This is a genomic window from Ancylobacter sp. FA202, assembly GCF_000380205.1.
Classification (GTDB): Bacteria; Pseudomonadota; Alphaproteobacteria; order Rhizobiales; family Xanthobacteraceae; genus Ancylobacter.
Genome location: NZ_KB904818.1, coordinates 3,655,831 through 3,672,794, shown reverse-complemented (window position 1 = coordinate 3,672,794; position 16,964 = coordinate 3,655,831). Strand labels below are relative to the sequence as shown.

Sequence of the window (16,964 nt, the reverse complement as noted above, 5' to 3'; positions counted from 1 at the left end):
TTAGGAATTCGCGCTTGGAGGGCCAATCAGCCGGCGGCCGATTCCCGGCTGACCTCACCCAGGCGATTTATACAGATCTGTGATAATCGAGGCAGAGTGCACCGCAGCGGGAGTGCGCCGATACTTCCCCGGCGCACAACCCATCACGCGCCGGAAAACTGTACTGAAGGCCGCTTCGGATTCGTAGCCAACCGCGAAGGCGATCGTGGCCAAGCTATCTTGCGTGCGTCGGAGCCGATCAGCGGCAAGGCGCATCCGCCAACCGATCAAATAGTCGAGCGGCGGTTGACAGACCGCCTCGCGGAATCGCACCGCGAAGGTGGTACGCGACATGCCGGCAATGTCCGCAAGCTCGGCAACCCGCCAGCGTCGGGCGGGTTCGGCATGAAGGGCGCCGATGGCTCTTGCCAGGCGCGGGTCGGAAAGCGCCCCCAGCCAGCCGGAACGCTGGTCCTTTTCGGAAACAAGCCAGAGCCGCAGAACCTGGAGCAGCATGATCTGGGCAAGGTGTTCGGCCATGAGCGCGCCGCCGGGCGGGCGGCTCTTCAGCTCCGCCGCAAGCTGCTCCAGTGCGAAGCGCAGCACGATGGCTTGGTTCGAGGCATCACGCACATGGACGATGGCCGGCAGCGCGCCGAGCAGCATATCGGCATGGTCGCCGGCGAACGAAAAGCGACCGCCAATCAGGAAGAAATCACCGCCGCCATTGCAGGTCGCGATACCGTCCACCGCAGCGTCGTAGATGGTCGGGGACTCGATCGTGGGCAATGCGAGGTCAGTCGCAAAGACGAAGGGGCGTCCACGGGTCAGCAGGAAGCAATCTCCGGCCTCGATCCGTTGGGGCGCGGCTTCACCTTCGACCGCGACCCAGCAGGCACCGCGCATGACCGCATTGAACTTGATGCCCTCGTGTGGCGGAAAACGGATCGCCCATTCACTGCCCGCATCGAGACCGGCGCTGATTGCGCTTCTTGGCTTCAGCATGGAGAGGACTTCAGACAAAGGGTCCAAGGCGATAAATCCGAACGATCGAGAATGAATAACGCATCATATCGCATGGATCATGCGCGTTCCAGCATTCATCATGTCTGGACAGCGCAAGTCGCATTCCTCGGAGAAGCATCATGATCGATCTACAGACGCCACTAGGCTCAGGTTTTGGGCCTCAAACCACAGCAACAGAAGTTCTGACCGGGATCGACCTCTCAGGGAAGGTCGCCATCGTCACCGGCGGTCATTCGGGCCTCGGCCTGGAGACGACGAAGGCGCTGGCCGGGGCTGGCGCGCGGGTTATTGTCGCCGCGCGTCATCCGACTGAAGCCGAGATGGCGACGAAGGGACTTCCCCGCGTCGCGGTCGAGGAAATGAACCTGTCGGACCTCGACAGCGTTCGCTCTTTCGCAGAACGCGTCCTCGCCAAAGATCTCCATATCGATCTGTTGATCAACAATGCTGGCATCATGGCTTGCCCCGAGACGCGGGTTGGTTCCGCCTGGGAAGCGCAGTTCGCCACAAATCACCTGGGACATTTCGCGCTGACCAACCGGCTGTGGCCTGCACTCCGGGGCGGTGCGCGCGTGATCGCGGTTTCCTCCGCCGGCCATCACAACTCATCGATCCGCTGGGACGACATCCAGTTCACGCGCGGCTACGACAAGTGGCTCGCCTACGGGCAGTCGAAGACAGCCAACGCTCTGTTCGCTGTTCATCTCGACTGGCTGGGAAAAGACGATCACGTGCGCGCCTTCTCGCTGCATCCCGGCAAGATATTTACGCCGCTTCAGCGGCATCTGACGATGGAAGAAATGACCGTCGAAGGCTGGCTCGATGCGAGCGGCGTGCCAGCGGACCCGACATTCAAGACACCACAGCAGGGAGCGGCGACCCAGGTCTGGGCTGCGACTTCGCCGCAACTCGATGGGCTTGGCGGGCTCTATTGCGAAGATTGCGACGTGGCGGTCCGCGCCGAAACGGCCAGCGAACCCTTCGTCGGCGTAAAGGTTTATGCTGCCGATGCGCAAGAGGCTGCCCAACTTTGGGCGCTTTCCGCCGCGTCGACGGGCGTCGATACGTTCACGACGGTTAGACGTGACGAGGCGGATGGTGATCGAACCTCTACTGCCAAACTACCGACGTAAAGTGCTAAGGCGATGCGGCGGCTTTCCTCACTCAAGGCAAAAGATAAAAGGCCGCTGCGATCGGACGGGACACGCTCACCTCTAGGCTCTCGTATTCCATTGGCGTCGTTGATCCAAACGTTGGCCGTGGCGGAACATCTGAACTTCCGCCATGCAGCCAATGTTCTTGGCGTGAGCCAGTCCAGCGTCAGCACCCGCGTCAAGCTGCTGGAGCAGGATCTTGGCATCCTGCTGTTCGAGCGCCTACCGCGCGGCGTACGGCTGACCGAGGCGGGCCGGCATTTCGTCGATCAGGTGGCGGTCGGCATCGATCACCTCGACCACGCGGTAAAGACCGCTGGCTTGCTGGCGCGCGGCGAACAGGGGCATCTCCGCATCAGCGCATATGCGCTGATCTCCAACGGCTTCCTCGCCTGTCTCCTGAACCGCTACCGCGAAATGCACCCCGGCGTCGATATCAAGATCGCTGAGCGCAGCGCCGGGGACGCGGTGAAGCAGGTGCGTGACGGGCATCTGGATGTCGCGTTGGTGCTGGGCGCACCGGACATTCCCGATTGTCATTCCAAGCCAATATGGACTGAGCAACTGATGATCGCCTTACCCGCGGCCCATCCACTTGCCGACGGCGCAGGTGTCTTGTGGCAAGACATTTCGGCCGAGACCTTTCTGGTCCGGTATGGTGGAACAGGCCCGCAACTCTATGACCTTATCTTGCTACGCCTCGCCGAGCGTTGGCCGCGACCATCCATCCAGCGCTTCGACGTCGATCGGCTGACCCTGATATCGATGGTGGAGCAAGGTTACGGTGTGACGCTTGCCACAGAGGCTACGTCGCAAATCCGATTTCCGGGCGTGGTGTTCCTGCCCGTTCTTGACGAGCCGGGACCTGTCGTTTTCTCCGCCGTATGGTCGCCAAACAACCGCGCACCAGCACTCCGCGATTTCCTCGACCTCGCCAAAAAGGCCAGTGCTCAGCCCCGCCCTTCTGAATCTTTCAGTAAACCCCTGGCTCGATAACCAACGCTTCTGCTACCCAACCCGAGACGATGAGGCTGGCTGACACGCCTGCGCGTTGGATCGCCGCAACATAAGGGGCGCTCACGCCGCGCGCTCGGCCGGTTCTTCCTCAGTCAGTTGCTTGTCATGACACGCGACCGTCCGATTCGATCCTCGACAGTATTTCAGCGGTGGACACTTCAAGCGCAGCCGCAATATCCACGAACTCGACAACATCAATCCGTCGCTCTCCGTTCTCATACTTGGCGACGAAGGACTGCGGCTTGTTCAGTCGCTCGGCAAGTTCTGCCTGCGTCAGATTTCTGTCCTTGCGTGCTGCCGAGAGAAGTGTCTGAAGAAGTTTTTGGCGGGGCGAGCGCAAGGTTTTCTGCATTCGGAACGGCTCTCCATTGAAAAAGGGGAGCAGTTTTGCTAATCCTGATTTGGGATTATCCCATTTCAGGATTATCGTTTCTGCGGGTCCCAGGGAGGACCAGATGCGTGTCAAACCCGAACTCGATCCTGACGTTGATGACCTGGCTCCAGTGGAGCCCGACGTGACCGTTTATGACGAGGCGCATTTCGTCACCTATCTGCGTCTGCTGGACGCCGAGACCGACGGTGCCGACTGGACGGAGGTGGCGCGGATCGTCCTGCACCGTGATCCGGTCGCGGAAACAGGCCGAACGCGGACGTGCTGGGAAAGCCATCTCGCCCGCGCGCAGTGGATGACCAAGATCGGCTACCGGAAGATACTCGAACAGGCCGTCGAAGAGGCCCACAACACGCGACACTGACCCATCCGATTTCTACGCCATGGTATCCGGCAGCACGCTCGCTGTTCTTTCCTATTGCCTCTCGCGAAACCGACTATTCTCTGATGGGCTCCATCTCTTTTGCCGATTGGAGCCTGTATGTCGGGAAGCCGTGTCCTCTGGGGCCAGATCACCATCGTCGTCACCATCGTGCTGGCGACGATCTGGGGCGCGACCGAGTGGACGGCGTGGCGGCTCGGCTTTCAGGGGCAACTTGGCGCACCATGGTTCGAGCTGGGCGGTTGGCCGGTCTATTATCCGCCAGCCTTCTTCTGGTGGTGGTACTCCTACGATGCCTACGCGCCCGGTATCTTCGTCGAAGGGGCGATCATCGCCGCGTCGGGCGGCTTCATCTCCATCGCCGTCGCCATCACCCTGTCGATCATCCGGGCGCGCGAGGCGAAGAACGTCGCCACCTACGGCTCGGCGCGCTGGGCTTCGCCCGAAGAGGTGAAGGCAGCCGGGTTGCTCGGCCCGGATGGCGTGGTGCTCGGCCGGCTCGATCGTGACTATCTACGCCACCACGGGCCGGAGCATGTGCTGTGCTTCGCGCCGACCCGCTCCGGTAAGGGCGTCGGCCTCGTCGTGCCAACGTTGCTCACTTGGCCCGGAAGCGTCATCGTCCACGACATCAAGGGCGAGAACTGGGGCCTGACGGCGGGTTTCCGCGCCGGGCATGGCCGCGTGCTGCTGTTCGATCCGACCGATGCCAAATCTTCCGCGTACAATCCGCTGCTGGAGGTGCGGCGCGGCGATTGGGAAGTGCGCGACGTCCAGAATATCGCCGACATCCTGGTCGATCCCGAAGGCGCGCTCGACAAGCGCAACCACTGGGAAAAGACCAGCCATTCGTTGCTGGTCGGCGTGATCCTGCACGTCCTCTATGCCGAGGCGGACAAGACGCTGGCCGGCGTCGCCAACTTCCTCTCCGATCCGAAACGCCCGGTGGAAGCGACACTGCGCGCCATGATGTCCACGCCGCATCTGGGCGAAGCCGGCGTCCATCCTGTCATCGCCTCGTCGGCGCGCGAGCTGCTCAACAAATCCGACAACGAGCGCTCCGGCGTGCTGTCCACCGCAATGTCGTTCCTCGGTCTCTATCGCGATCCGGTCGTGGCGAAGGTGACGGCGCGCTGCGACTGGCGCATCGCCGATCTCGTCGCGGGCAAGCGGCCGGTCAGCCTTTACCTCGTCGTACCGCCCTCCGACATCGCTCGCACCAAGCCACTGATCCGCCTGATCCTCAATCAGGTCGGACGGCGCCTGACCGAGGAATTGAACGCCTCCGCCGATCGCCACCGATTGCTGCTGATGCTCGACGAGTTTCCCGCACTTGGCCGGCTCGACTTCTTCGAGTCGGCGCTGGCGTTCATGGCCGGCTACGGCATCAAGAGTTTCCTGATCGCGCAGTCGCTGAACCAGATCGAGAAGGCCTATGGCGCGAACAATTCGGTGCTCGACAACTGCCATGTGCGCGTCGCCTTCGCCACCAATGACGAGCGCACCGCCAAGCGGGTGTCGGATTCGCTCGGCACCGCGACCGAGATGCGCGATTCCACCAACTATGCCGGCCACCGGCTATCGCCCTGGCTCGGCCATCTCATGGTGTCGCGGCAGGAGACGGCCCGGCCGCTGCTCACCCCCGGCGAGGTGATGCAGCTTCCACCCACCGACGAACTGCTGTTGGTCGCGGGCGTGCCGCCGATCCGGGCAAAGAAGGCGCGCTATTACGAGGATGCCCGTTTCAAGGAGCGGCTGCTGCCTCCGCCGAACCTGTCCGCCGTGGTCAAGGCGTCGAGAGCGCCATCGCACGACGACTGGTCGGCGCTGACAATCCCGACGCCCGCCGTACCATCCCCGCCGCCGATGCTCGACGCCGCTGCCACCGATCCCGCTAATGCCGGCATCCGCCGCGAACCGGAACTACCCGAGCATGAGGAGATCGTGCCGGACGAACGTCCAGTGCCTGGCGAGTTCGACGTGCTCGACGACGAACCGGACGTGGACGCCGCCAAATCCCGAACCATGCGCCAACAGGTCACGTCCGTCGCCCGTCAGGCGACGATGGACCCGGCCGACGGCATCGAACTGTAAGGAGCCGCCGCCATGCAGACCAAGACCCGCATGAACGTCTATTTCGAGCCGGACCTGTTGAAGAAGGTCGAAGCGCTGGCGCTGCGCCGCAACGTCTCCAAGTCGGCCGTGATCGAAGCGGCCGTCGCATCCTTCCTGTCGGCCGATGCCTCCGAGCGGCTGGAGGCGGTGTTCGCCCGTCGCATGGACAAGCTCGGCCGACAGGTCGATGGGCTGGACGAGGATCTCGCCATCCTCGGCGAGACGCTGTCGCTGTTCATCCGCTTCTGGTTGACCGTGACCCCGCCGCTGCCCGACAGTGCCCAGGCGTCAGCCCGTGCAAAGGGCGCGGAGCGGTTCGATGGATTCCTGCAATCGCTCGGGCGCAGATTGGCGACGGGTGATCGGTTCCTGAAAGACCTGTCGCGAGACATCGACTCAGGACGAGTTGGTAGCGATAAGGCTGTATAATCGACGCCGCTGATCGTCCGTCGCACGACCTATGATCGGTCGATCGGAACATAGCTCTTGGCGAACTCGGCCTCCAACGCCTGCGATTCCTCCCATGTCATCGGGTTCTTGTTCGCCTTATCCCAGGCGCTGACCGCCTTGTCGGCGTGCTTCATCGACTGGCTGATTTCCGATAAGCCCGGAAACAGAGCTTCCGCCTCCGCACGCGCTTTCCTGCCGACTTCGCTACGAGCCTCGCGCCACGCCCGATAGGCCGGATGATGCGCCTGCTTATACCCGTCCAGCGCCCGGTCGCGATCGTCGCGCTCCCGCTTGACCCACGGCGCAGGCTTGCCTTTCTTTCCCGGATTATTGCTCATTGCGTTGCCTTTTCTGATTTCGATAGGCGTAGACATAGCCCATCACTATCGATCGTGGGATTTTCAATCCGCCGATTGCCGCCTTTTCTTCGCCATGGCCGCCGGCTGTTAGATACTTGTTGAATCCGCCAAACTTCCGGCTCTTTTAATCATCCCCGTCCGGGAAGCGTCTGTGTTGTCCCCGGCGAGATCGGGGATCGGATGGCGGTATCGCACCAGAATTCGGAGAGTTTGACGCGGGGCGCGCGCATGTTGCGCACCGCGCTCGGCCCCGCCATCGCGCGTTTTCTGGAAGATCCCACCGTCGTCGAGGTGATGCTGAACCCGGACGGGCGGCTGTGGATCGACCGGCTGTCGGAAGGCCTGTCCGACACTGGCGAGTTTTTGGCCCCCGCCGATGGCGAACGCATCGTGCGCCTGGTCGCACATCATGTCGGTGCCGAAGTCCATGCCGGCGCACCCCGCGTATCGGCGGAGTTGCCCGAAACCGGCGAACGGTTCGAGGGGCTGTTGCCGCCCGTCGTCGCCGCGCCGTGCTTCGCGATCCGTAAACCCGCCGTCGCCGTGTTCACGCTCGACGATTACGTCGCCGCCGGGATCATGTCGGCGGAGCAGGCCGAGTCGCTGCGTTCAGCCGTCGCGTCGCGCGCCAATATCCTTGTTGCGGGCGGCACCTCGACCGGCAAGACCACGCTGACCAATGCGCTGCTGGCCGAGGTGGCGAAGACCGCCGATCGCGTCGTCATCATCGAGGATACGCGCGAGCTGCAATGCGCCGCGCCGAACCTCGTCGCCATGCGCACCAAGGATGGCGTCGCCTCGCTCTCAGATCTTGTCCGCTCATCGCTGCGCCTGCGCCCCGATCGCATTCCAATCGGTGAGGTACGCGGCCCGGAGGCTCTCGACCTCCTGAAGGCGTGGGGCACCGGCCATCCCGGCGGTATCGGCACTATCCACGCAGGCAACGCCATCGGTGCGATCCGCCGCCTCGAACAGCTCATTCAGGAAGCCGTCGTCACGGTGCCGCGCGCGCTGATCGCCGAGACGATCGATCTCGTCGCGGTGCTCGCCGGACGCGGATCGCAGCGCCGCCTTGTCGAACTCGCCCGTGTCGAAGGTCTCGACGCGCAAGGCGATTACCGCGTCGTGCCGGCCGTCAACGACGGCGGCGACATCCAGCCCGTCCTCAACCTCACAGGAGATATCCGATGATCCGCACGCTTTCGCGCGGCTGCCGCCACATGGCGATGGCCGCCGCCACCGTTTCCCTCAGCCTCATGTTGGCGCCCGCCGCCTACGCCTCCGGCTCGTCAATGCCGTGGGAAGCGCCGCTGCAATCCATCCTCCAGTCGATCGAAGGCCCGGTCGCCAAGATCATCGCGGTGATCGTCATCATCTCGACCGGCCTAGCGCTCGCCTTCGGCGACACCTCGGGAGGTTTCCGGCGTCTGATCCAGATCGTCTTCGGCCTGTCGATCGCGTTTGCCGCGTCGAGCTTCTTCCTGTCGTTCTTCTCGTTCGGCGGCGGGGCGCTCGTCTGATGGTCGGCGTCGTCGAGCAGGCCGAGGTGCCGGGCTATTCCGTAGCCGTCCACCGGGCGCTGACCGAGCACATCCTGCTCGGCGGCGCACCACGGGGGCTCGCCATCCTCAACGGCACACTGGCGGCAGCGCTCGGCCTCGGTCTGCGCCTCTGGCTGGTCGGTCTCGCCATCTGGGCCATCGGCCATCTCGCGGCCGTCTGGGCGGCCAAGCGCGATCCGATGTTCGTCGATGTGGTGCGCCGCCACCTGCGCATCCCGGGCCACCTGTCGGTTTGAGGAGGCTGATGCCATGATGAATTTGGCCGAATATCGTCGCACCGCCACCCGTCTCGCCGACTTCCTGCCCTGGGTGGCGCTGGTCGGTTCCGGCGTCGTCCTCAACAAGGACGGCAGCTTCCAGCGCACCGCGCGGTTTCGCGGTCCCGACCTCGATAGCGCCGTCCCGGTCGAACTTGTCGCCGTCGCAGGCCGATTGAACAACGCCTTCCGTCGCCTCGGATCGGGATGGGCGATCTTCGTCGAAGCACAGCGCCATGAGGCCGCGTCCTATCCAGCGAGCATGTTTCCCGATGCCGCCTCGGCGCTGGTTGATGCCGAGCGCAGAGCGGATTTCGAGGAAACCGCCTCGCACTACGAGTCCAGCTACTTCCTGACTTTCACCTATCTGCCCCCAGCAGAGGACGCCGCACGGGCCGAGAGCTGGCTGTACGAGGGTCGCGAGCGGTCTGGCGTCGATGGACGCGAGATGATCACGGGCTTTGTCGATCGCACCGACCGCGTGCTTCAACTGGTGGACGGCTTCATGCCGGAATGCGTCTGGCTCGATGACGCCGAGACGCTGACCTACCTGCATTCGTGCGTCTCGACCCAGCGCCATCGCGTCCGTGTGCCGGAGACGCCGATGTATCTCGACGCGCTCGTCGCCGACCAGCCGCTCACCGGCGGGCTGGAGCCGCGATTGGGTTCGACGCACCTGCGCGTCCTGACCATCGTCGGCTTCCCGACCGCGACCACGCCCGGCCTGCTCGACGAGCTGAACCGGCTGGCCTTTCCCTATCGCTGGTCCACCCGCGCCATCCTGCTCGACAAGACCGACGCCACCAAGCTGCTGACCAGGATCCGGCGGCAGTGGTTCGCCAAGCGCAAGTCGATCGCCGCGATCCTCAAGGAGGTGATGACCAACGAAGCCTCGGCGCTGGTCGATACCGATGCCGCCAACAAAGCGGCCGATGCTGATATAGCCCTGCAGGAACTCGGCGCGGACTATGCCGGAGTCGCCTATGTAACCGCGACGATCACGGTCTGGGACGACGATCCGCGTATCGCCGACGAGAAGCTGCGGCTGACGGAAAAAATAGTCCAAGGCCGCGATTTCACGGCGATGGCGGAAACCATCAACGCGGCGGACGCCTGGCTCGGCAGCTTGCCCGGCCATGTCTACGCCAATGTCCGGCAACCGCCGATTTCGACTTTGAACCTTGCCCACATGATCCCGCTTTCGGCGGTATGGGCGGGTCCGGAACGGGACGAGCATTTTGCAGCGCCCCCACTGCTCTTCGGCAAGACCGAAGGCTCGACCCCGTTCCGGTTATCCCTTCACGTCGGCGATGTCGGCCACACGCTGGTCGTCGGCCCGACCGGCGCCGGCAAGTCCGTGTTGCTGGCACTGATGGCCGTGCAGTTCCGGCGTTACCCGCAAGCGCAGGTGTTCGCCTTCGATTTCGGCGGCAGTATTCGTGCCGCCGCGCTGGCGATGGGTGGGGACTGGCATGATCTCGGCGGCGGATTGTCGGATGGGGCGGAGGAGAGCGTGTCGCTCCAGCCGCTCGCCCGTATCCATGACGTGCCCGAGCGCGCCTGGGCCGCCGATTGGATCGTGGCGATCCTCACCTGCGAAGGCGTCTCCATCACGCCCGAGGTCAAGGAATACATCTGGACCGCGTTGACTTCGTTGGCGTCCGCGCCGGTCGGCGAAAGGACGATCACGGGCCTGTCCGTGCTCCTCCAGTCCAACGACCTGAAGCAGGCGCTCCGGCCTTATTGCGTCGGCGGCGCCCATGGCCGCTTGCTCGATGCCGAGGCCGAATATCTCGGCTCCGCTACGGTTCAGGCCTTCGAGACCGAGGGGTTGATCGGCACCGACGCCGCGCCTGCCGTGCTGGCCTACCTGTTCCACCGCATCGGCGACCGGCTCGACGGCTCACCGACGCTCATCATCATCGACGAAGGCTGGCTGGCGCTGGACGACGAAGGGTTCGCCGGCCAGCTCCGCGAATGGCTGAAGACGCTGCGCAAGAAGAACGCCAGCGTGATCTTCGCCACCCAGTCGCTGTCCGACATCGACGGTTCGGCCATCGCGCCCGCCATCATCGAAAGCTGCCAGACCCGGCTTCTACTCCCGAACGAACGGGCGATCGAACCGCAGATCACGGCCATCTATCGTCGCTTCGGCCTCAACGACCGCCAGATCGAGATCCTCGCGCGGGCAGTTCCGAAGCGGGACTATTACTGCCAGTCCCGGCGCGGCAACCGGCTGTTCGAGCTGGGTCTGTCCGACGTGGCGTTGGCGCTCTGCGCCGTCTCGTCGAAGACCGATCAGATCGAGATCGCCCGCATCGTCGCCGAGCACGGCCGCGCCGGCTTCCTTGCCGCCTGGCTGCGCCATCGCGGCCTGACCTGGGCGGCAGACCTCATCCCCAACCTCACCAACATGGAGATTCCGTTATGACCTCTCGCCGTTCCCTTCACGTCCGCTTCGCCGCTGTCTTGCTGGCCGCCCCGATCGCTCTTTCGCCGATCTTCGTGACGACGCCTGCGCACGCGCAGTTCGGCCGCATCGTGTTCGATCCGTCGAACTATGCGCAGAACATCCTGACGGCGGCGCGCACGCTCCAGTCGGTCAATCAGCAGATCACCCAGCTTCAGAACGAAGCGACGATGCTGATCAATCAGGCGCGCAATCTGGCCAGCCTGCCATATTCGTCGCTCCAGCAATTGCAGCAGTCGGTCCAGCGCACCCAGCAGCTTCTCAGCCAGGCGCAGAACATCGCTTTCGATGTCCAGCAGATCGACCGCGCCTTCCAGCAGCAATATGGCAACATCTCGATGTCGGCCTCCGACAGCCAGCTTGTCTCCGACGCCCGCTCGCGCTGGCAGAACACCGTCGGCGGCTTGCAGGACGCCATGAAGGTGCAGGCCGGTGTAGTCGGCAATATCGACACCAACCGCGCTCAGATGTCGGCCCTGGTCGGATCGAGCCAATCCGCCACCGGAGCGCTTCAGGCGACGCAGGCCGGCAACCAGCTTCTCGCGCTCCAGGCCCAGCAGCTCGCCGATCTCACCGCCGTCGTTGCCGCCAACGGCCGGGCGCAGGCGCTGACCGAGGCCGAGCGGGCCGCCGCAGCCGAACAGGGCCGCGAGCAACGCCGCCGCTTTCTGACGCCGGGCACGGGCTACCAGCCCGGCAATGCGCAGATGTTCAACAACGGCAACAACTGACCGGGGAGACGCGCCATGGAAGGCAAAACGCTCGCCCGTATCGCCGCCGCCGTGTTCGCGGGCGTTGCGATCACCGCCACCGCGATCGAAATGACCCGCAAGGACGACACGCCGGCCGATCCGGCTCCGGCCGTAGTTGCGCCGGCCGCGTCCGATCCGCTGCGTGTGGGGCAGCGCCGGTGCCAGCGTCTCGGCGAGGATGGCGCGCGTGATGCCGAATGTTTGCGCGTCTGGGCCGAGAGCCGCGATCGCTTCCTTGGTCTCGACAGGTCGCCGCGACCCATGGCCCCGCAATCCGCGCCTTCCATCTCTGCGAACGACGATCCCGTCACCAAGCAGACCGCGCCGGCCGAGCCGAGCATGGCCGGGGAGCGCTGACCATGGGCGGCACCGGCGTCATCGACCAGTTCCTGGCCGTCTTCACCCGCTACATCGACAGTGGTTTCGGCCTGCTGTCGGGCGAGGTCGCCTTCATCGCCACGACGCTGATCGTCATCGACGTGACGCTGGCAGCGCTGTTCTGGTCGATGGGCGGCGATGACGACATCATCGGCCGGCTCATAAAGAAGACCCTGTTCGTCGGTGTCTTCGCCTACATCATCGGCAACTGGAACAGCCTTGCCCGCATCGTCTTCGAGAGTTTTGCCGGCCTTGGCCTGAAGGCGTCCGGCACGGGCTTCACGACCGCCGATCTCCTTCGCCCCGGCAAGGTGGCGCAGGTCGGTCTCGACGCCGGACGGCCGCTGCTCGAATCGATCTCCGGCCTGATGGGCTGGATCTCCTTCTTCGAGAACTTCATCCAGATCGCCTGCCTGCTCTTCGCCTGGGCGCTGGTGCTGCTCGCCTTCTTCATCCTCGCCATCCAGCTCTTTGTCACCCTGATCGAGTTCAAGCTGACGACGCTGGCAGGCTTCGTGCTGATCCCGTTCGGGCTGTTCGGCAAATCCGCCTTCATGGCCGAACGGGTGCTGGGCAACGTCATCTCGTCGGGCATCAAGGTGCTGGTGCTGGCCGTCATCATTGGCATCGGCTCGACGCTGTTCAGCCAGTTCACCGCGGGCTTCGGCGGCACGGCGCCGACGATCGACGACGCCATGGCGATCGTGCTGGCGGCGCTGTCGCTGCTGGGCTTGGGAATCTTCGGTCCCGGCATCGCCAACGGTCTCGTCTCCGGCGGCCCGCAGCTCGGTGCGGGTTCGGCCATTGGAACGGGTCTCGCCGCAGGCGGTATGGTCGCCGCCGGAGGTGCTGCGATCGGCGCCGTCGCGTCCGGCGGGGCCGCTCTCGCCGGAGGAGCCGCCGCTGCCGCCCGAGGCGGCGCGAGCCTCGCCGGTGGAGCCACGGCCGCCTATCGCGCCGGTGGCGCATCGGGTGTCGCCAGCACCGGCGCATCCAAGACCGGGTCCGCTATCGCCAGTCCGTTCAAGCGGGCCGCATCTTCCATGAAAGACAGTTTTCAAGCCGGCGAACGCTCCGTCAGCGGCGAGGCTGCGCCGGATGACGCCACCGGATCACCGTCCGCATTATCCTCATCTCACGCCAGCGCCGGCGGACCGCCCGCATGGGCCAAGCGCATGAAGCGCGGCCAGCAGGCCTCGCACGGCATTCAGGCCGCCGCCCATGCCGTCAAATCCGGTGACAGCCACGGCGGCGGCTCTTCCGTCAACCTCTCCGAAAGCGACCGCTGATGTTCAAACGACCTTCCACCCATTATGGCAAGACGCCCCAGCCCGAGACCCCATACCAACGCGCTGCCCAGGTCTGGGACGACCGCATCGGCTCCGCCCGAGTGCAGGCGAAGAACTGGCGGCTGATGGCCTTCGGCTCGCTGATCCTGTCGGCCGGGCTATCCGGCGCGCTGGTCTGGCAATCCGCCAACGGCTCGATCGTGCCGTGGGTGGTGCAAGTCGATAAGCTTGGGGCAGCACAGGCCATCGCGCCCGCCGTCGCCGATTATCGCCCGACCGATCCGCAGATCGCCTGGCATCTGGCGCGCTTCATCGAACAGGTCCGCTCGATCCCGGCCGACGCCATCATCGTCCGGCAGAACTGGCTGCGCGCCTATGAGTTCACGACGGATCGCGGGGCGATGGCGCTCAACGACTATGCCCGCGTCAACGACCCCTTCACCAAGGTCGGCAAGCAACAGATCGCCGTCGATGTCTCGTCCGTCATCCGGGCGTCCCCCGATAGCTTCCGCGTCGCCTGGGTCGAGCGCCGCTATCAGGATGGCAGCCTCGCAGAGACCTCGCGCTGGACCGCCATCCTCACCATCGCCGTCGCGCCACCTCGCGACGCCGAAAAGCTCCGGGCCAACCCGCTCGGAATCTACGTCAACGCCATCAACTGGTCGAAGGAGCTTGGACAATGATCCGGCCGTCTCATCTGACCGCCGGACATCCGGCGAACCGTATTTCCATGAAGCCGCCGATACGCGGAGCCGGAAAGCCTGTTTTCCGTAAAGCTGCGTTTGCGTTTCTACTGCTCTCCGCAACGACGCTCGCCGGATGCGCCACGACGCAAAAACCGCCCGAGATCGCCTATGACGATGCCGCGCCTGCCGTGCAGACCGTCGATCCGCCATCGCCCGTCACCGTCGTCGAGCTGCCGCGTCCACTGCCGTTGCCCGGCCAGATGAAGCCGGTGGAGGCGTCCCGCCGTGCGCCGGAGCCGACCGATCCCGCCGCCCGCGTCAACCAGGCCAACGCCGCCGCGCGCATCCAGCCGGTGCGGGACGGCTTCATTAACGCCATGCAGGTCTATCCCTACACGGGCGGCGCGCTCTATCAGGTCTACACCGCCGTCGGCCAGATCACCGACATCGCGCTCCAGCCGGGCGAGACGCTGGTCGGCTCCGGCCCGGTCGCTGCCGGCGACACGGTGCGCTGGATCATCGGCGACACGCTCAGCGGCTCCGGTGCGACCCAACAGGTGCATATACTGGTCAAGCCGACGCGGCCCGAGCTGATGACCAATCTCGTCATCAACACCAATCTGCGCACATATCACATGGAGCTGCGCTCGACCGAGCGGACCTATATGGCCTCGGTGTCCTGGCAATATCCGCAGGATCAGCTCATCGCGCTGCGCCGTCAGAACGTGGCTGCCGAGGCCGCGCAGCCGGTCGCATCCGGTGTCGATCTCGCCAACGTCAATTTCCGCTATGCGATCGAGGGCGACCGCACGCCGTGGCGGCCGCTGCGCGCCTTCGACGACGGCCGGCAGGTGTTCATCGAGTTCCCGCGCGGCATTGCCCAGGGCGAGATGCCGCCGCTCTTCGTGGTCGGTCCCGAGGGCGACACCTCCGAGCTGGTGAACTACCGGGTTCGCGGCCGTCACATGATCGTCGACCGGCTGGTCGCCGCCGCCGAATTGCGCTTCGGCACGGGCGACAATCAGAAGCGCGTCCGCATCACCCGTACTGACGGGAGGCCGGCATCGTGAGCGACATCGGTCCCGACAAGAAGCCGACGCCCGAGCTGGATGACGACGAGGCCAAGCCGCTGACCGGCGAGCCGGTGGCGCCCATGCGCCTTCGTGCCGAGCCGCCACGCGTCACCCGGCTGTCGCGCAAGGTTCTCGCCGGCCTCGGCCTGGTGGCCAGCGTCGGAATTGGCGGCGCGCTGATCTATGCGCTCCAGACCCGCGATGGCGGCGGGGGAAACAGCGAACTCTATTCGACCGAGAACCGCTCGACCGCCGATGGCCTTGCCGGTCTGCCGCGCGACTATACCGGCCCGATCCTCGGACCCGCTTTGCCGGGCGATCTCGGCCGCCCGATCCTCGACGCCCAGAACCGCGGCCGGCCCGTGCCCGCGCCGGGCATAGGCACACCCGCCGCGACACCGCCGGGTCTCAGCGCCGAAGAGCAGCGTCGGCTTCAGGAAATCGAAGCCGCGCGGACTGGCCGGCTATTTGCTTCGACCGAGACGCGGACTACCGCACCGTCTGCCATCGCGACCACTACGCCGCCAATGCCGGACCTGACCAGCCTCGGCCTCGCGCCGCAGCCGGCGACACCGACCGCGCAGGACCGCCAACTCGCCTTCCTCAATCAGGCGGCCGACCGGCGCACCGTCGCGCCCGATCGCGTCGCCGCACCGGCATCGCCGAACGTGCTTCAGGCGGGTGCCGTGATCCCGGCGGCGCTCATCACCGGCATCCGCTCCGATCTGCCCGGCCAGATCACCGCCCAAGTCACGGAAAATGTCTATGACAGCCCGACCGGCCGCATCCTGCTCGTGCCGCAGGGCACGCGGCTTATCGGCCAGTACGACAACGGCGTCGGCTTCGGGCAGCGCCGTGTCCTGCTGGTCTGGAACCGGCTCATCCTGCCCAACGGCCGCTCGATCGTGCTGGAGCGCCAGCCGGGCACGGACGCCGAAGGCTATGCGGGGCTGGAGGATGGCGTCGATTATCATTGGGGAGAACTGTTCAAGGCGGCAGCCCTTTCGACGCTGCTCAGCATCGGCGCCAACGCCGGATCGTCCAGCAACGAGAGCGACTTGCTCAGCGCCATTCGCGACGGCGCTTCCGACAGCATCGGCCAGACCGGCCGGCAGATCGTCCAGCGCCAGCTCAACATCGCCCCGACGCTGACCATCCGGCCGGGATTCCCCGTCCGCGTCATCGTCACCCGCGATCTCGTGCTCGAACCCTATGGAGCCACGCCATGACCAAGCTCAAGCTCGGCCCGATCGCCGACGACAAGCCGGTGAAGGTCACACTGGAATTGCCCGCCGTCCTTCACCGCGATCTTGCTGCCTATGCCGACGTGCTCGGCCGCGAGAACGGCCATCCGCCAACCGATCCCGTCCGCCTGATCGTGCCGATGCTCGAACGGTTCATCGCGACCGATCGGGCCTTCGCGAAGGCGAGACGTAACGCTGAAAGTACCTGATCGCGTGCGGGTGCGGCCAAAGCAGGTATGACCTTACATTGAGCATTGCCATCGCGACTACGGAAGGCCTGCCAATGGCATTGCGCAAACCATCCGTTTCCTACGCCAACACCGCCGTTTCTACGCTGGCATTCGGCCCGATATTCCCAACCCTAACGTCTATCGGCTTCT

19 protein-coding genes are annotated in these 16,964 nt (G+C 65.0%); 16 read left to right on the top strand and 3 right to left on the bottom strand.

Annotation, left to right across the window (positions count from 1 at the left end; translation table 11 throughout):
• Positions 1-54 precede the first annotated feature (54 nt).
• Positions 55-1,011 (bottom strand): AraC family transcriptional regulator, encoded by a 957-nt coding sequence (locus A3M1_RS25135; RefSeq protein WP_081620337.1) that lies wholly within the window; start codon positions 1,009-1,011, stop codon positions 55-57.
• Positions 1,012-1,124: 113 nt separating this feature from the next.
• Between A3M1_RS25135 and A3M1_RS0116785 the strand changes: the two genes are divergently transcribed.
• Positions 1,125-2,138 carry an SDR family NAD(P)-dependent oxidoreductase gene (locus tag A3M1_RS0116785; RefSeq protein ID WP_018390155.1) on the top strand — a complete coding sequence of 338 codons (1,014 nt, stop codon included), beginning with the start codon at positions 1,125-1,127 and terminating at the stop codon, positions 2,136-2,138.
• Positions 2,139-2,237: 99 nt separating this feature from the next.
• Positions 2,238-3,155 (top strand): LysR family transcriptional regulator, encoded by a 918-nt coding sequence (locus A3M1_RS0116780; protein ID WP_018964049.1) that lies wholly within the window; start codon positions 2,238-2,240, stop codon positions 3,153-3,155.
• Positions 3,156-3,279: 124 nt separating this feature from the next.
• On the opposite strand, the gene A3M1_RS0116775 is transcribed toward A3M1_RS0116780, so the two are convergent.
• Positions 3,280-3,528 (bottom strand): helix-turn-helix domain-containing protein, encoded by a 249-nt coding sequence (locus A3M1_RS0116775; protein WP_018390153.1) that lies wholly within the window; start codon positions 3,526-3,528, stop codon positions 3,280-3,282.
• Positions 3,529-3,631: 103 nt separating this feature from the next.
• On the opposite strand from A3M1_RS0116775, the gene A3M1_RS0116770 reads away from it, so the two are divergent.
• From A3M1_RS0116770 to A3M1_RS0116760, 3 genes are all read left to right on the top strand, one after another.
• Entirely contained in the window at positions 3,632-3,931 is a 300-nt protein-coding gene (locus tag A3M1_RS0116770) for a DNA -binding domain-containing protein (RefSeq protein ID WP_018390152.1), read from the top strand.
• A gap of 117 nt (positions 3,932-4,048) precedes the next feature.
• Positions 4,049-6,043 (top strand): conjugal transfer protein TraG, encoded by a 1,995-nt coding sequence (locus A3M1_RS0116765; protein ID WP_018390151.1) that lies wholly within the window; start codon positions 4,049-4,051, stop codon positions 6,041-6,043.
• 12 nt (positions 6,044-6,055) lie between these two features.
• A complete protein-coding gene (locus A3M1_RS0116760; RefSeq protein ID WP_018390150.1) occupies positions 6,056-6,493 on the top strand; it encodes a CopG family transcriptional regulator in 438 nt (145 codons plus the stop codon).
• A 29-nt stretch (positions 6,494-6,522) separates the two neighbouring features.
• Here the strand turns inward: A3M1_RS0116760 and A3M1_RS0116755 are convergent, their stop codons facing one another.
• Entirely contained in the window at positions 6,523-6,852 is a 330-nt protein-coding gene (locus A3M1_RS0116755) for a hypothetical protein (RefSeq protein WP_018390149.1), read from the bottom strand.
• Positions 6,853-7,053: 201 nt separating this feature from the next.
• Here A3M1_RS0116755 and trbB point away from each other — a divergent pair, with 201 nt between their 5' ends.
• Genes trbB through A3M1_RS0116700 form a run of 11 tightly spaced genes read left to right on the top strand, consistent with a single transcriptional unit; the run spans position 7,054 to position 16,793 of the window.
• The gene (gene trbB, locus A3M1_RS0116750; protein WP_018964050.1) at positions 7,054-8,064 is read left to right on the top strand and encodes a P-type conjugative transfer ATPase TrbB; all 1,011 of its coding nucleotides are present in this window, start codon (positions 7,054-7,056) and stop codon (positions 8,062-8,064) included.
• Positions 8,061-8,393, top strand: coding sequence for a TrbC/VirB2 family protein (locus A3M1_RS0116745; RefSeq protein WP_018390147.1), 333 nt, complete (start codon positions 8,061-8,063; stop codon positions 8,391-8,393). The genes trbB and A3M1_RS0116745 overlap by 4 nt, the downstream gene beginning before the upstream one ends.
• Positions 8,393-8,671: a VirB3 family type IV secretion system protein gene (locus tag A3M1_RS0116740; protein WP_018390146.1), complete on the top strand. Its 279-nt coding sequence runs from the start codon at positions 8,393-8,395 to the stop codon at positions 8,669-8,671. The genes A3M1_RS0116745 and A3M1_RS0116740 overlap by 1 nt, the downstream gene beginning before the upstream one ends.
• Before the next feature lie 13 nt (positions 8,672-8,684).
• On the top strand, positions 8,685-11,123 hold the full coding sequence (gene trbE, locus A3M1_RS0116735; protein WP_018390145.1) for a conjugal transfer protein TrbE: 2,439 nt from the start codon (positions 8,685-8,687) through the stop codon (positions 11,121-11,123).
• Positions 11,120-11,893 (top strand): P-type conjugative transfer protein TrbJ, encoded by a 774-nt coding sequence (gene trbJ / locus A3M1_RS0116730; protein WP_018390144.1) that lies wholly within the window; start codon positions 11,120-11,122, stop codon positions 11,891-11,893. Before trbE ends, trbJ begins: the two co-directional genes overlap by 4 nt.
• Before the next feature lie 15 nt (positions 11,894-11,908).
• A complete protein-coding gene (gene trbK-alt / locus A3M1_RS0116725) occupies positions 11,909-12,271 on the top strand; it encodes a putative entry exclusion protein TrbK-alt (protein ID WP_018390143.1) in 363 nt (120 codons plus the stop codon).
• 2 nt (positions 12,272-12,273) lie between these two features.
• The gene (gene trbL / locus A3M1_RS0116720; protein WP_018390142.1) at positions 12,274-13,581 is read left to right on the top strand and encodes a P-type conjugative transfer protein TrbL; all 1,308 of its coding nucleotides are present in this window, start codon (positions 12,274-12,276) and stop codon (positions 13,579-13,581) included.
• Complete coding sequence (gene trbF, locus A3M1_RS0116715) at positions 13,581-14,264, top strand: conjugal transfer protein TrbF (protein ID WP_018390141.1); 684 nt, start codon at positions 13,581-13,583, stop codon at positions 14,262-14,264. The genes trbL and trbF overlap by 1 nt, the downstream gene beginning before the upstream one ends.
• Positions 14,261-15,337: a P-type conjugative transfer protein TrbG gene (gene trbG, locus A3M1_RS0116710; RefSeq protein ID WP_018390140.1), complete on the top strand. Its 1,077-nt coding sequence runs from the start codon at positions 14,261-14,263 to the stop codon at positions 15,335-15,337. The genes trbF and trbG overlap by 4 nt, the downstream gene beginning before the upstream one ends.
• Positions 15,334-16,569 carry a TrbI/VirB10 family protein gene (locus tag A3M1_RS0116705; RefSeq protein ID WP_018390139.1) on the top strand — a complete coding sequence of 412 codons (1,236 nt, stop codon included), beginning with the start codon at positions 15,334-15,336 and terminating at the stop codon, positions 16,567-16,569. The genes trbG and A3M1_RS0116705 overlap by 4 nt, the downstream gene beginning before the upstream one ends.
• Positions 16,566-16,793 (top strand): DUF2274 domain-containing protein, encoded by a 228-nt coding sequence (locus A3M1_RS0116700; RefSeq protein ID WP_018390138.1) that lies wholly within the window; start codon positions 16,566-16,568, stop codon positions 16,791-16,793. Before A3M1_RS0116705 ends, A3M1_RS0116700 begins: the two co-directional genes overlap by 4 nt.
• Positions 16,794-16,964 lie beyond the last annotated feature (171 nt).

Bases quoted from the DNA above. Each gene is read 5' to 3' on its own strand.
- A3M1_RS0116785 (WP_018390155.1), top strand. From the start codon at position 1,125: ATGATCGATCTACAGACGCCACTAGGCTCAGGTTTTGGGCCTCAAACC.
- A3M1_RS0116775 (WP_018390153.1), bottom strand. From the start codon at position 3,528: ATGCAGAAAACCTTGCGCTCGCCCCGCCAAAAACTTCTTCAGACACTT.
- A3M1_RS0116770 (WP_018390152.1), top strand. From the start codon at position 3,632: ATGCGTGTCAAACCCGAACTCGATCCTGACGTTGATGACCTGGCTCCA.
- A3M1_RS0116765 (WP_018390151.1), top strand. From the start codon at position 4,049: ATGTCGGGAAGCCGTGTCCTCTGGGGCCAGATCACCATCGTCGTCACC.
- A3M1_RS0116760 (WP_018390150.1), top strand. From the start codon at position 6,056: ATGCAGACCAAGACCCGCATGAACGTCTATTTCGAGCCGGACCTGTTG.
- A3M1_RS0116755 (WP_018390149.1), bottom strand. From the start codon at position 6,852: ATGAGCAATAATCCGGGAAAGAAAGGCAAGCCTGCGCCGTGGGTCAAG.
- trbB (WP_018964050.1), top strand. From the start codon at position 7,054: ATGGCGGTATCGCACCAGAATTCGGAGAGTTTGACGCGGGGCGCGCGC.
- A3M1_RS0116745 (WP_018390147.1), top strand. From the start codon at position 8,061: ATGATCCGCACGCTTTCGCGCGGCTGCCGCCACATGGCGATGGCCGCC.
- A3M1_RS0116740 (WP_018390146.1), top strand. From the start codon at position 8,393: ATGGTCGGCGTCGTCGAGCAGGCCGAGGTGCCGGGCTATTCCGTAGCC.
- trbE (WP_018390145.1), top strand. From the start codon at position 8,685: ATGATGAATTTGGCCGAATATCGTCGCACCGCCACCCGTCTCGCCGAC.
- trbJ (WP_018390144.1), top strand. From the start codon at position 11,120: ATGACCTCTCGCCGTTCCCTTCACGTCCGCTTCGCCGCTGTCTTGCTG.
- trbK-alt (WP_018390143.1), top strand. From the start codon at position 11,909: ATGGAAGGCAAAACGCTCGCCCGTATCGCCGCCGCCGTGTTCGCGGGC.
- trbL (WP_018390142.1), top strand. From the start codon at position 12,274: ATGGGCGGCACCGGCGTCATCGACCAGTTCCTGGCCGTCTTCACCCGC.
- trbF (WP_018390141.1), top strand. From the start codon at position 13,581: ATGTTCAAACGACCTTCCACCCATTATGGCAAGACGCCCCAGCCCGAG.
- trbG (WP_018390140.1), top strand. From the start codon at position 14,261: ATGATCCGGCCGTCTCATCTGACCGCCGGACATCCGGCGAACCGTATT.
- A3M1_RS0116700 (WP_018390138.1), top strand. From the start codon at position 16,566: ATGACCAAGCTCAAGCTCGGCCCGATCGCCGACGACAAGCCGGTGAAG.